The following is a 14,300-nucleotide window of genomic DNA, read 5'->3' as shown; positions in this document are numbered from 1 at the left end:
CACGTGTTACTCACCCGTCCGCCGCTAACCTGCTGGAGCAAGCTCCAGCAAGTCCGCTCGACTTGCATGTATTAGGCACGCCGCCAGCGTTCGTCCTGAGCCAGGATCAAACTCTCCGAAGAAAATTCGTGACTCAATTTGTTGCTGACTTCAAAAATTTAAAACGTTTGGTACGCTTTTGGTTTTGTTTAGTTTTCAAAGAACTTTTTGTGTCGCGTTCTCTCGAAGCGACCCTTTCAATATACCATTTCTACTGAGTTTGTGTCAATCATTTTTTAAAAATAATTTTCTTTAACTGCTTTATGTAGAAGGTTTCTTACTGACTTATAGAATTATATCAGCACCTATTAAAATAAGCAATAAGAAAAGAGCAAAAAGTTTGCTCTTAAATGATTTCTTCTATAAAAAGGTGACTTTGTCCTTTAAGTGCAAGAATTTCCTCAGTTCCTTCTATCTTTACAAGAGGTCTGGTCGGATTTTGATCTTCTATAAATACGATCACTGCTATTCTGCCGTCTGACAATCTGACAGTTGTCCCTGAACTTAGTTTTAGTAATCCCTTCTTCAATCCATTCAGTGCCTTCAGATCAAATTTCCCAAACTCATCTTGCATGAGCTGTTCTAAGACTTTAAAAGGTGATTGTTTGCTTCTGTGCGGCCTTTCTGAGACCATCGCCTGATATGCATGGGCAAGAGCCGCTATTTTGCCGAAGGGGTGAAGCTGATCAGCCTTTGCTCCTAATGGGTACCCGCTCCCGTCAAGGCGTTCATGATGCTGCAAAACTCCAAGCTTAACAGCCTCTTTTAAAGAAACGATATTTTTCAGCATTTTGTAGCTATGTACAGGATGCTGCTTGATTTCTTTAAACTCTTTGTCTGTTAGAGCAGTCTTTTTAGTCAGAAACCCCTGCTCTACTTTTGTTATGCCGCAGTCACACAGCAGACCCGTCATAGCAACCTGGATCGTCTCTCCATAGGAAAAGCCCATACTCTTTCCTAAATAAGCGCTTACTAATCCTGCAGATACTGAGTGGTGGTAAAGATGATCTTCATCTTTTGTATATTCATAGGTTTTAAATATTTTATCAGGTTCTTTCAGTCCCTGTTCAACAACAGGAATTAATAGGTTTCTGATTTTGGAGATATCAACCAACGCGCCGGATTGCCAGTCTAAATACAATTGCTTAAAGGCTTGCACAGCATTTTTATATAGACCTTCAAAATGGGTGCTCTGTTTTGAATTTACTATTTTTTCACCTGCAGAAGAATCAAGGATTACCCCAGCAGGTTTAAAGGCATTTCCATTTTCAAAGTATGGCTCTACTTCTACTTCATTTATTAAAAAAGCCTGAAGGATTTGCAGAAGATCTTGATTTAAGATGGTTTGGGTGCGCATCAAAGGTTTGTGCGACATTGAAAATACGTCTTTTGACAGTATGCATCCTTCAGTCAGCTGATTAATATGGACTCTCACATGAATCCCTCCCATCCATATTATAAACGATTCTATTTAGTAGAAAATGGTTTTTGAAAATAAAAAAAGACATAGCTTTAAAGGCTATGTCTTTCATTTGCTATTCTTCTGTATCCGGTTCACCAGAAGAGTCTTCTGCAGAACCTTCTTCAGTTGAGATTGGTTCTGCTGATGAATCTTCCTGTAACCCTTCTTCATTTTCCAAAATCTCGGCATCTTCCGGTTCGAGCTCTTCTTTTTCTACAACAGCGACAGTAGCAACGTGCTCTTCGTCGCCAAGTTTAATCAGCTTAACACCCTGTGTGTTACGGCCGGTTGTCGAAATGCTGTCGATCGCCATTCGGATAAGAACACCGCTTGCTGTAATCAGCATGAGATCCTCTTCTCCAGTAGAAGGCTTAACAGAAATCACTGTACCATTTTTCTCCGTGACGTTGCATGTTTTAATCCCTTTACCGCCGCGGCTTTGAATCCGGTATTCAGCTGCAGGCGTCCGTTTGCCGAATCCATTGCGTGTTACTACAAGGACATCGACATCTTCTTCAAGGATTTCCATTCCGACAACTTCGTCATCAGAATCCAGGGTAATCCCTTTAACACCAGTTGCTGTACGTCCCATTGAGCGGACATCTGTTTCAGGGAAACGAATGAGCATTCCTTTTTTCGTTCCAATCATGATGTGTTTCGTTCCATCTGTTAAACGGACAGAAATAAGTTCATCGTTTTCACGCAGGTTCACTGCGATCAAGCCGCCTTTTCTGATGTTAGCGAATTGTGTCAGAGGAGAACGCTTAGATATTCCTTCTTTAGTTGTAAAGAATAATGACCAATCATCCACGAATTCAGAAACAGGGATGATGGCATTCACCCATTCGCCTTTTTCTATTTCCAGAAGGTTAATAATCGGAAGTCCTTTAGCTGTTCTTCCGTACTCTGGAATTTCATACCCTTTCGCACGGTAAACCTTCCCTTTATTCGTAAAGAAGAGAATCGTGTCATGAGTAGATGTTGTTAAAAGATGTTCTACGAAATCATCCTCATTCGTACCCATCCCCTGAATCCCTCTGCCTCCGCGGCGCTGACTGCGGTACGTTGAGATTGGAAGTCTTTTAATATAGCCGTTGTGAGTAAGAGTAATCACGATATTTTCAACAGGGATCAGATCTTCATCTTCGATCATTTCAATTCCGCCCGACACAATTTCCGTGCGGCGAACATCATTGAAACGCTCCTTGATTTCTTCTAATTCCTCGCGGATAATTTCAAGAACTTTTTCATCGTCAGCCAAGATTGCTTTCAATTCTGCAATCAGCTGTACTAGTCCCTGGTACTCTTCTTCGATTTTCTCTCTTTCAAGTCCTGTTAACCGCTGCAGACGCATATCAAGAATCGCCTGTGCCTGTTTTTCTGATAGAGAGAAGTTATCCATCAAGCCAAGACGTGCAATATCCGTAGTCTGAGAGCTGCGGATCAGGGAGATGACTTCATCCAAGTGATCCAGCGCAATTCTCAAACCTTCTAAAATATGTGCACGTGCTTCCGCTTTGCGAAGTTCAAATGCTGTACGGCGGCGGATAATAACCTTCTGATGATCCAGATAGTAGACCAGGAACTGTTTAAGGTTCAATACTTGAGGCTGTCCATTTACAAGGGCAAGCATATTGATGCCGAAGCTTGTTTGAAGGGCAGTCTGTTTGTAAAGATTGTTTAATAGAACATTTGAATTGGCATCTTTGCGCACTTCAATGACGATGCGCATTCCGTTGCGGTCTGATTCATCACGCAGATCGGTGATGCCCTCAATCTTCTTGTCACGCACAAGCTCAGCAATTTTTTCAATTAACTTCGCTTTATTCACCTGGTAAGGAAGTTCTCTTACGATGATTACTTCTTTACCTGATGCTTTTTCCTCAATTTCTACCCTAGCGCGGATTGTAATAGAACCGCGGCCTGTTTCGTAGGCTTTGCGAATCCCGCTTCTGCCGATAATCTGACCAGCTGTCGGGAAATCCGGCCCTGGAATAATCTCCATCAGCTCAGGAATACTTACATCAGGGTCCTTGCTTACAGCCAGTACACCGTCAATGACTTCTCCAAGCTGATGAGGAGGGATATTTGTTGCCATGCCGACTGCGATACCCGCTGCACCGTTTACCAGCAAGTTAGGGTAACGGGACGGAAGAACAACCGGCTCACGTTCCGAACCGTCATAGTTGTCCTGATAGTCGATTGTATCTTTATTAATATCGCGGATAAGCTCCATTGCAATTTTGGACATGCGCGCCTCTGTATAACGCATCGCTGCAGCTCCGTCGCCGTCGACAGAACCGAAGTTTCCATGTCCATCTACAAGCATATACCGGAAGTTGAAATTTTGAGCCATGCGGACCATAGAATCATAAACGGCACTGTCACCATGCGGGTGATACTTACCGATTACTTCTCCGACGATACGGGCAGATTTCTTGAACGGTTTATCAGATGTCATCCCTAAATCGTTCATTGCATATAAAATGCGGCGATGAACAGGCTTTAACCCGTCACGAACATCGGGAAGCGCACGCGAAACGATAACACTCATCGCATAATCCAGGAAAGATGAGCGCATTTCATGACTAATATTTATCTCTTTTACTTGAGGAGTTTTATTTTCTTCCATGTTTGAACCTCCCTAATCTATATAGCTCCAACCGGAAAAACGGAAGCGCCAAGGCCAGTTGTGACCGGGAATACAGGCGCCGGAGCTTGTCAATGATGTGTATATGTTTAAGCTCTCTAATCTCATAAGAAAAGCGCAAGCGCCAAGTTTTATACTTTCTTATCTCTAAAAAAAACGGGAGTTAAAGGTCTCCAGAAACTTTGGATCTTATAAATCTTTGTTGATAAAATATCAAACTGATTATGTATGGCTGTATAAAATTAAATAATAGCCTACTCTCCATTATATCAATAAACCTATGACATTACACGTCAAATTCAGATAAATATGCGATTCATCTAAAGAATCCCCGCCTATTGAGGCAGGGATTCTAGTTTTACAATTCTTTTAATTCCCTATAGACAACCAATCTTTTGTCATGTGTCCGTTCTTCTTGATTAATGGTGCCGGTGTATGTAATTAAGGTAACTTTACTTGTATAGCATAGTTAAAAATTTTCATCAACCGGGGCATTTTTCGGGGGTGATAAAGAGGCTGCAGAAGTTGTGTCGCCTGCCTCAGCTATGCTGAGACCCGTCTCGTCTTATCTCCTTCTTTTTCATCCAGCTGTCCTGAAGCTGTACAGCCTGAAAGAATAAGACTGAATAAAAGAAGCCCTCTCATTAGATGAATGTCTCCTTTCTTGCTGAAATTGGGAAAGAAAAAAGGAGGACATCTTTGTCCCCCCGCTTCATCCTTCTTAGTTATTGATAGATTTCCGGCGAGCGATCATCGCAATTGAAACTGAAGCCAGTATAAATCCAAAAACGCTCCATAAGATTGCACTGTTGTTTGTTTCGCTCATGCCGCCCAAGCCTGTTTTAGGCATTTCAGTTGGTTTTTCACTTTCAAATTTTCCAGGGAATTGATCAACAATCGCAGATGACATCGCTTGGCCTACTCCAAACATATGCGTATATGCCACGTGAATATTTTCATAAGCTGCAGGATAATCTTTGCCTGTATAGCTGTTGAATGCATTCAGCAATTGATCAACATGCTCTTTAAGGCCCGCCTCAAGGTCAGCCGCTTTTAAGCGTCCTTCTGTTGCTGTATCAAGGAATGCTGCTTGTTCTGCACGGTATACATCTAGTTCCGCTACAGCCTCTTCTTTCCCTTCTTCGTTGTTTTCAGCTGTTGCTGTTACATAATCTACAAAGTACCCGATGTGGCTGCTCCATATTTCTTTAAATTGTGCAGCGCCTTCAGCCCCGTAAACAGATTCAACTGCTGCTGTTAAATCCTCTGTATTTTCATTTAATGCTCCTGCTGCTGCTTCGAAGTCTTTTGCTCCGTCAATTCCTTTTTGCATAGTAAGTGCTGCAAGGGCTGCATGCTCAGAGAATACTTGGTTTAAATCTGCTCTCAAGTCTGCAGCTGGTGTATCCGATGACGTATTTTCAAATTTGTCAGGGTACTGATCGGTAATTGCCCATGATAATCCTTTGCCGACTCCGAACATATGGTGCATTGATTCTGTTATGTTGTCATATGCTTTATCGTATTCGCCCGTTCTGTAGCTTTCAAAAGCCCAGATTAATTGATCAATATGAACTTTTAATCCTTCTTCAAGATCTTCCGCTTTTAAACGCCCTTCAGTTGCCGTATCAAGGAAGCCTGCTTGCTCGACTCTGTACTCGTCCAGTTCAGCTAATGCCTGTTTTCTGCCTTCTTCATTGTTTTCAGCTGTTGCTGTTACATATTGTACAAAGTATCCGATATGGCTGCTCCATATTTCTTTAAATTGCGCTCCAGCTTCTTCACCGTAAACAGATGACACTGCTGCTGACAATTCTTCTGTGTTTTTATTAAGCTGGCCTGCTGCTGCTTCAAAATCTTCTTTGCCCTCAATTCCTTTTTGCATGGCAACAACTGCTAAGTATGCATGTTCAGAGAGGATCGCATCAAGTGATGCACGAAGATCAATAGCAGGGTTAGAAACGTCTGTTGAAACCATACCTCCATGATTGCCTCCATGGCCTCCGCCGTGATCTTCAGCACTCGCTGTGCCAAATGCCGGAATCAGCAGGGAGAAACTGAGGGGTACTGCGATTAGAGCTTTTTTCATCTTCATTTTAAATTCTCTCCTTTTTCCATTTAGTTTATTGGGTATTTACACTTGGACTAACGGAGAGAGTTTTTATATGGATCACATAATATTAAAAATTTTAAAATTTATGTTCTTTTTGTAAAGTTTTGTTTGTTGCTTAAGAAAGAAAGTTTAAGCCTTGATGGATTGCAGCTAAGATCCATGGATGAATGTATAACCAAAAACAACAATCAATGTAAATAGAAAAAACATCCTTTTCGGATGTTTTTCGGCTGATATTAGTAATAAGGGTAGTACGGGTATGGATACGGCGGATAATACGGGTACGGATAACCATAGCCATAGCCATATCCAGGTGTTAATAATGCGCCTGTTGCAAGCCCTCCAAGAAATCCTGTTGCAAACGGAAAACCAAATCCAGGTCTCCCGAATCCAAAACCTGGCCTTCCAAAACCAAATCCAGGTCTCCCGAATCCGAATCCTGGTCTGCCGAACGGACGCCGCATGTCATCTTGATGATAAAACTGCTGATTATTCATCTTTACGCCTCCTGCTTAGATAAATTGCCTACTTACTTTAAAAAGATATGCAGGACGAGTTTAAAAGTAGTGGGCTACTTGTGAATTAATAAGCTTGGAGAAAAAGAAAAGTCAAAGCAGAAAAACTGCTTTGACTTTTCTTTTTGAGTAACTCTGGATTCTTAGATATCCAGATTCTTTACGTATTGTGCATTTCCTTCGATGAAGTTTCGGCGCGGCTCTACTTTGTCACCCATAAGGATGTCAAACGTTTCGTCTGCTTCCATCGCATCTTCTAATGTTACTTGAAGGAATGTTCTAGTATTCGGATCCATCGTTGTTTCCCAAAGCTGCTCAGGGTTCATTTCCCCAAGACCTTTGTAGCGCTGGATGCCCGGTTTAGGAGTAGCCGGCAGTTCCGCCATCAGCTTCTCCATTTCTCTGTCATTGTACGCATATTCAATTCGTTTACCCTGCTGCACTTTAAATAAAGGCGGCTGCGCAATGTAGACATATCCATTTTCAATGATCTGTCGCATATAGCGGTAAAAGAATGTTAGCAGAAGGGTCCGGATATGGGCTCCATCCACGTCAGCATCTGTCATGATGATAATTTTATGATAACGGGCCTTTGAAATATCAAAATCCTCTGCAATCCCTGTTCCGAGAGCGGTAATGATCGTGCGGATCTCGTTATTGGAAAGAATTTTATCCAAACGGGCTTTTTCAACGTTAATGATTTTCCCTCTAAGCGGGAGGATTGCCTGGAAATGACGGTCGCGGCCTTGTTTAGCAGAACCTCCGGCAGAGTCACCCTCAACTACATACAATTCAGAGATAGAAGGGTCTTTAGATGAACAGTCCGCAAGTTTTCCCGGCAGATTCGAAATTTCAAGCGCACTTTTGCGGCGTGTTAATTCACGAGCTTTTTTCGCTGCAAGACGTGCTCTGGAAGCCATTAATCCTTTTTCAAGAATCTTCTTGGCTGTTGAAGGATTTTCCAGCAAAAACTTCTCAAATCCTTCTGCAAAAAGGTTATCAGTAACGGTTCTCGTTTCCGAGTTGCCTAATTTTGTTTTGGTTTGTCCTTCAAACTGCGGATCAGGATGTTTAACAGAGATAATCGCTGTTATCCCTTCACGCACATCATCACCAGTCAAGTTGGCATCACTCTCTTTAAAAGCACCGTTTTTACGGGCATAGTCATTAATGACTCGAGTGAGGGCTGTTTTAAATCCAGCTTCATGAGTTCCGCCTTCATACGTATGAATGTTATTGGCAAAAGAATAGATATTGCTTGTATAAGAATCATTGTATTGCAGGGCAACCTCAACTGTAATGCCGTCCTTTTCGCCTTCCATGTATACAGGCTCTTCATGAATAACTTCACGTGTGCGGTTTAAATGTTCGACATATGATTTAATTCCGCCTTCGTACAAGTATTCCTTTTTGCGTTTGTTTTCGCGTTTATCTTCAATCGTGATTTTAATATTCCGATTCAAGAAAGCAAGCTCTCTTAACCGATTTGCAAGAGTATCAAAATCATATTCAACCGTTTCAGTAAAGATTTCCGGATCCGGACAGAAGTGAGTTGTCGTCCCTGTCAGTTCACTTTCTCCAATGACTTCCAAATCACCAGCCGGCACTCCGCGCTCAAACTTCTGATAATGGATTTTTCCTTCACGGTAAACAGTAACCTCAAGGACAGTCGAAAGCGCGTTAACTACTGATGCACCTACACCATGCAGTCCGCCGGATACTTTGTATCCTCCGCCGCCGAATTTCCCTCCGGCATGGAGAACGGTCATGATGACCTCAACGGCAGGACGTCCCATTTTTTCATGAATTCCTACTGGAATACCGCGTCCATTGTCTTTTACGGTAATGCTGTTATCTTCTTCAACAATAATGTTGATTTCATCACAGTAACCAGCAAGCGCTTCGTCAATACTGTTATCGACAATTTCCCAAACGAGATGGTGAAGACCTTTTGCTGCTGTTGATCCAATATACATCCCAGGACGTTTCCGGACAGCCTCTAAGCCTTCTAATACTTGTATTTGGTTTTCATCATAAGTTTGCTGTTCGATTTGTTTTTGTTCCATCGCCACTATGATCACCTACACTTTTCTTAAGGGCTTATTAAGAATGATTTTTGAATGGTTCATCCGCAACCATATCTATGTCAAATGTGAATTTCGCGCGTTTTTTCAACGTGCCTGATGCAAGAGGGGAAAAATAGATTTTATCTGTGGTTACAACAATTGATTTTGTCTCTCCGCTCGCAAGCTTGACTGTATGATTCTGATGTTTTTCTAAAAACTCACTGACAATTCCGGATGTTTTTGAAGAATGATGATCAATAATCATGACAACTTCTTTTGAGGGAATCACAAAATTATCTCCCAGGTGAATATACAAGAAAAACCACCTCTTTTCAGCGTGTCAGCCTGCCTTTTGAAACATGGTATGTCGTTGCTTCTTTCAGCGTCTGATGGTCAATGCCTTCAACACTAGTTGTTGTAACAAATGTCTGCACTTTCCCTTGAATCGTATTCAATAAATGAGATTGTCTGTAATCGTCGAGTTCTGATAAAACATCATCAAGCAGCAAAATCGGGTATTCTCCAATTTCCTCATGGATCAATTCGATTTCTGCAAGCTTCAGCGATAGTGCGGTCGTCCTCTGCTGTCCCTGGGAACCAAATGTCTGCACATCACGCCCATTTACAAAAAATAAGAGATCATCTCTGTGTGGACCTGCAAGGGTTGCGCCGCGCTCAATTTCTCTATCTTTTATTTTATCAAACTTCTCTTCATATGCTTCTATCATTTTCGACAAACTTGCCTCTTCTGATACATCGACAGATGCTTTATACTCAATTGTTAACGTTTCAAGTCCTCTGCTGATGCCTGTATGAATCGGCTGGGCCCACTTTTGCAGTTTCTCTATGAACTCAATCCGTTTTAAAATGACCTTTGCGGCAGACTCTGCAAGCTGTGAAGTAAGTACATCAAGCATCGTTCGATCCGTCTGTTTGCGCATCTGCATCTGCTTTAAATACTGATTCCTCTGCAGCATAATTTTTTGAAATCTATTTAAATCATGAAGATAGACAGGTGACACCTGTCCGATTTCCATATCAATAAAACGCCTTCTGATTTGAGGGCTCCCCTTTACGAGATTGAGATCCTCGGGTGCAAACATAATGACATTCATTGCCCCTACATACTGGCTTAATTTCTGCTGTTCAATATGATTCAGCTTCGCTTTTTTCCCTTTTTTAGAGACAACGAGCTGCATGGCGACTGAGCCGCTGTACTTTTCTACTCTGCCTTCTATTTTAGCATATTCCTTGTCCCAATAGATAAGATCTTTGTCATTTGAGGTGCGATGGGACTTTGCCATGGCTAATACATAGATGGCTTCCATCACATTTGTCTTGCCCTGAGCATTTTCCCCTAAAATAACATTGACCTTATTTTCAAACTCTACGGTCAGTTCTTCATAGTTCCTGTAATTCCGCAGCGTTAATTCTTTGATAAACAAATCCGTTCACCAACTTTAGTTTTTGCTCTTTTTGCAAAGAGAGTGATCATTCTATATGAATGGCCTGCAAGCCTTAGTTTTTCACGATAAAAGAGCCAAAGTCCGGAATATCAACTGTATCATCAGCGAACAGTTTTTTCCCCCGGCGGTTTTCAGGCTCTCCATTTACAAAAATCGCATATTCCTGCAAAAACCATTTAGCCATGCCGCCTGTTTGAATAACTTCAGCAAGCTTCAGGAACTGTCCAAGCGTAATGTATTCTGTCTCAATTTTCACTGCCTTTATTGACACTGCAGATCGCCTTCTTTCTTTAAGTCTCCAACAGTTAATTTTACTAAACTTATCCATACTTTCACAACACCTATTTAACCCTTTAATCTCTTCCAGTCCGCTTCGTTCGTTATCAAGAATGAGTGTGTCCATCTCACATGAACACCAGGTAGGTATAAGGTCCTGCGGAAGGAAAAGAAAAGCTGCCAGCTTGTGCCAGCAGCTTGTTTAAGAGATTAGAAAGTATAAAATTTTGCGTTTCGATGGCGAGCGGAATCGCTCAGACTCCTTGGCCAGAACGGGCGCTTGCGCTTTTCTTAATTAATACGTTCTAACAGGAAGAATTAATTGGAGAATGGAATCGTCTTCCGGAGTGCGGATTAAAAACGGTCTCATTGCACCCGTAAAGCTGATTTTAATTTCCGTTCCTTCAAGTGCTTTTAATGCATCCATCATATATTTTGCACTGAATGAGATTTTTAATTCTTCTCCTGTAATCTCCTGAGTCTGAACTTCCTCAATGACTTTTCCGATCTCCGGAGTGTTTGAAGAAACTTCTACAATACCTTCTTCAAGGGTTGAAAACTTAACTACGTTATTTCTTCCTTCTTTTGCAAGAAGAGATGCCCGGTCGATTGCCTGAAGAAATTCTTTTGTATTCAGGACCATATCTGTTTTGCTCTCAGCAGGAATAAGTCTTGTAGTATCAGGGTAGTTTCCGTCCAATAATCTTGAGAAGAAAAGTAAATTTTCCGCTTTAAAAAGGACTTGGCTTTCTGTAATCACTATTTCAATTTCATCACTTGTGTCTGCAAGAATCTTGCTTAATTCATTTAAGCTTTTTCCCGGAATAACGACATTATAAGAGCTGTCTGTATCTGTTTCGATTTTTGCTTTGCGGAGCGCCAATCGGTGACTGTCTGTTGCAATACAGATTAACTCTCTATTTTCAAGCTTCCAGTTGACCCCTGTCAAAATAGGACGCGTTTCTGAAGTTGAGACCGAGAATACCGTTTGACGGATCATTGTTTTTAAAAGATCTGTCGGCACTCTAAAACTATTATGTTCTTCTACTTGCGGCAGATGAGGATACTCTTCTGCATCAAGCCCGTTAAGGTTAAATTCTGCTTTGCCTGAGCGGATGACGGTCATATGGTGGCCAAGAACTTCAATTTCTACCGATTCCTTCGGAAGTTTTTTAACGATTTCACTAAAAAAGCGGGCCTGGAGTACAATGCTTCCAGTTTGTTTGATTTCAACGATTTCTTTGCCGTTTTCTTCAGTTGGGATAAACGATTCAATAGAGATGTCAGAATCACTTCCTGTAAGTGTGACACCTTCTTCTGTTGCAACAATTTTAATTCCTGTCAAAATCGGGATTGTTGTTCTTGAAGATACGGCTTTCATAACGTCTTGGACACTTTGAACTAACCGATCTTTTTGGATGACAAATTTCATTTAGGGAAATCCTCCTTTTTTTCGTATGGGAGCATATTTCTTTGAGCCACTTAATATATATATTATTTAAAGAAAAAATAGTAGAAGTACTAGTAGGGCCTGTGGAAATGTGTATAACTCTGTTGACGAAAGGAAACACAGCCTATCCACCTGTGGACAGACTGTGTATGAATCGTGCTTGGTTATTCACATTATCCATATTAATTTTTATAAGTGCAAGCTTTTTTAAGAGCCTTTCAGCATGCTTTCGATCTCTTTTAGCTGTTTAACAAGCTGATCATCAGCCTGAAGCAGCTTAGAAATTTTTTCATGGGCATGAATAACTGTTGTATGGTCACGGCCTCCGAATTCTTCGCCAATTTTAGGCAAAGAGGAATCCGTTAATTCTCTTGAAAGATACATGGCAATTTGCCTTGGGAACGCGACTGATTTCGTGCGTTTCTTTGCTTTAAAGTCTTCTAGCTTTACACTGAAATGCTGACCGACCATGCGCTGGATGTCTGCAATCGTGATCATTCTCGGCTTAGAGCTTGGAATAATATCCTTCAGTGCTTCTGCTGCGAGATCGGCATTTATATCCTTATTGATTAAAGATGAATAAGCTACAACTCGAATGAGTGCCCCTTCAAGCTCACGGATATTGGAATCGATTTGATTGGCGATGTAGAGCATAACCTCATTCGGAATATCAAGACCTTCAGCCTTTGCTTTCTTTCTGAGGATGGCAATTCTTGTTTCAAGATCAGGCGGTGTAATGTCTGTTATTAAACCCCATTCAAACCTGGAACGAAGACGGTCTTCCAGGGTTGGAATTTCTTTTGGAGGACGGTCGCTTGAGATCACAATTTGCTTGCTTTCTTCATGGAGCGTATTAAACGTATGGAAAAACTCCTCTTGAGTTTGTTCTTTACCTGCAAGAAATTGAATATCATCTATAAGCAGCACGTCGACACTTCGGTATTTATTGCGGAAGTCTTTCGCTTTGTTGTCACGAATACTATTGATAAATTCGTTTGTAAACTTTTCTGATGATAAATAAACAACTTTCGCGTTAGGCTTGTGATCAATCACATAATGGCCAATGGCGTGCATTAAATGCGTTTTTCCAAGTCCGACTCCCCCGTAAATGAATAGCGGATTATACGCCTTCGCGGGTGCTTCGGCTACAGCCAGAGAAGCTGCGTGGGCAAAACGGTTCCCTGAACCGATTACGAATGTATCAAATGTATACTTCGGATTCAGCATGTTTTGCGGAAGCTCAATCTGTTCTTCCTCTTTAGTCATCGGCTTTATAGGTGATTTCGGCATAAAATCAGCTTCATTCTGATTTTGGGGAATGATAAATTTTATCAGCAATTCCTCGCCTGTAAGCTCATATATGGTATTGGCAATCAAATGCAGATACCTGGATTCAAGCCAGTCACGCGCAAATTCATTGGGTGCAGTGATTGTTAATGTATCTCCCTTAAGAGCATGAGCTTTAGTGGATTTAAGCCATGTTTCAAAACTGGGCTTGCTCAGCTTTTTTTCAATTTCTGATAAAGCCTTGCTCCATAATTCATCAATATTCTCCATATGAGGCATCTCCCTCCTTTTTCTATAAAATGAACGTGTACATGTTTTGTACAACGGCTGGATGTCCGTGAATAAAAATGCAAAACGAACAAAATGTGCATAAACATATAATATAGTAGAAAAACGTCTTTTCGACATAAACCGTTAAATGTGGACAAGTTTTTTAACAGGGTGTTTATAATCTTTCCACATGTTATCCACAGTGTGTGGATAAACCGGATATTGACGTTCCAATATTCAGAGTGAAAACACAAATATAATATCAAATTAAACGAAGCGGCGCAATGGTTTTAAAAAACTTATCCACATATCCGTCTCTATGTTGAGAATAATTGTCCACATATGTTTGTTCTGTGTGAAACCTGTCGATAACAGGTGTGGATAAAAAATATGTCGAAAAAACTATGCACAGTCTATGATGTTTGACAGATTTGTACATCAAAAAATGGTTCTGGTTTTTCTCTTAAAATTTATTCTTGGATTTTTTAATAGTGATAAGATCCATATAAATGTGAAAAGTTTTTATTTGAGAAAAGCTCTTTTTGTAAAGTTTGATGCTTTGGAAAGAAGTTTAAAGCGGAAAGCAAGTGAATGCAGCGGAGATCCACGGATGAATGTATAAAAAACTCACTCGATTCCAAAAGATCCTAAGGAAAAGAGCACGACCGGGACCTGCGTAGAATGAATATACGCAAAGCAAAAAATT

General features: G+C 41.0%; 10 protein-coding genes and 1 rRNA gene. All 11 read right to left on the bottom strand.

Going from position 1 to position 14,300, the window contains the following annotated elements; translation table 11 throughout:
- Positions 1 to 122 (bottom strand): 16S ribosomal RNA (locus tag E2R53_RS17705); the annotation flags it as partial.
- A gap of 263 nt (positions 123 to 385) precedes the next feature.
- Complete coding sequence (locus E2R53_RS17700) at positions 386 to 1,474, bottom strand: HD-GYP domain-containing protein (RefSeq protein ID WP_165971026.1); 1,089 nt, start codon at positions 1,472 to 1,474, stop codon at positions 386 to 388.
- A 100-nt stretch (positions 1,475 to 1,574) separates the two neighbouring features.
- On the bottom strand, positions 1,575 to 4,133 hold the full coding sequence (gyrA, locus tag E2R53_RS17695) for a DNA gyrase subunit A (protein ID WP_133313047.1): 2,559 nt from the start codon (positions 4,131 to 4,133) through the stop codon (positions 1,575 to 1,577).
- Between the two features lie 739 nt (positions 4,134 to 4,872).
- On the bottom strand, positions 4,873 to 6,246 hold the full coding sequence (locus tag E2R53_RS17690; protein WP_133313045.1) for a copper amine oxidase: 1,374 nt from the start codon (positions 6,244 to 6,246) through the stop codon (positions 4,873 to 4,875).
- 254 nt (positions 6,247 to 6,500) lie between these two features.
- Positions 6,501 to 6,761, bottom strand: a complete 261-nt coding sequence (locus tag E2R53_RS17685) for a spore coat protein (protein WP_133313043.1) — start codon at positions 6,759 to 6,761, stop codon at positions 6,501 to 6,503.
- Positions 6,762 to 6,922: 161 nt separating this feature from the next.
- Positions 6,923 to 8,845 (bottom strand): DNA topoisomerase (ATP-hydrolyzing) subunit B, encoded by a 1,923-nt coding sequence (gene gyrB, locus E2R53_RS17680; protein ID WP_133313041.1) that lies wholly within the window; start codon positions 8,843 to 8,845, stop codon positions 6,923 to 6,925.
- Positions 8,846 to 8,882: 37 nt separating this feature from the next.
- On the bottom strand, positions 8,883 to 9,161 hold the full coding sequence (remB, locus tag E2R53_RS17675; protein ID WP_133313039.1) for an extracellular matrix regulator RemB: 279 nt from the start codon (positions 9,159 to 9,161) through the stop codon (positions 8,883 to 8,885).
- Between the two features lie 16 nt (positions 9,162 to 9,177).
- The gene (recF, locus tag E2R53_RS17670; protein WP_133313037.1) at positions 9,178 to 10,290 is read right to left on the bottom strand and encodes a DNA replication/repair protein RecF; all 1,113 of its coding nucleotides are present in this window, start codon (positions 10,288 to 10,290) and stop codon (positions 9,178 to 9,180) included.
- A 73-nt stretch (positions 10,291 to 10,363) separates the two neighbouring features.
- The gene (yaaA, locus tag E2R53_RS17665) at positions 10,364 to 10,576 is read right to left on the bottom strand and encodes a S4 domain-containing protein YaaA (RefSeq protein ID WP_133313114.1); all 213 of its coding nucleotides are present in this window, start codon (positions 10,574 to 10,576) and stop codon (positions 10,364 to 10,366) included.
- Positions 10,577 to 10,882: 306 nt separating this feature from the next.
- A complete protein-coding gene (gene dnaN / locus E2R53_RS17660; protein ID WP_133313035.1) occupies positions 10,883 to 12,019 on the bottom strand; it encodes a DNA polymerase III subunit beta in 1,137 nt (378 codons plus the stop codon).
- 225 nt (positions 12,020 to 12,244) lie between these two features.
- On the bottom strand, positions 12,245 to 13,594 hold the full coding sequence (gene dnaA, locus E2R53_RS17655; RefSeq protein ID WP_070878919.1) for a chromosomal replication initiator protein DnaA: 1,350 nt from the start codon (positions 13,592 to 13,594) through the stop codon (positions 12,245 to 12,247).
- Between the last annotated feature and the right edge of the window lie 706 nt (positions 13,595 to 14,300).

The sequence above is a fragment of the Peribacillus frigoritolerans genome, assembly GCF_004358755.1.
In the GTDB taxonomy this organism is placed as follows: domain Bacteria; phylum Bacillota; class Bacilli; order Bacillales; family Bacillaceae; genus Bacillus_P.
This window is presented reverse-complemented; position numbering and strand designations above follow the sequence as displayed.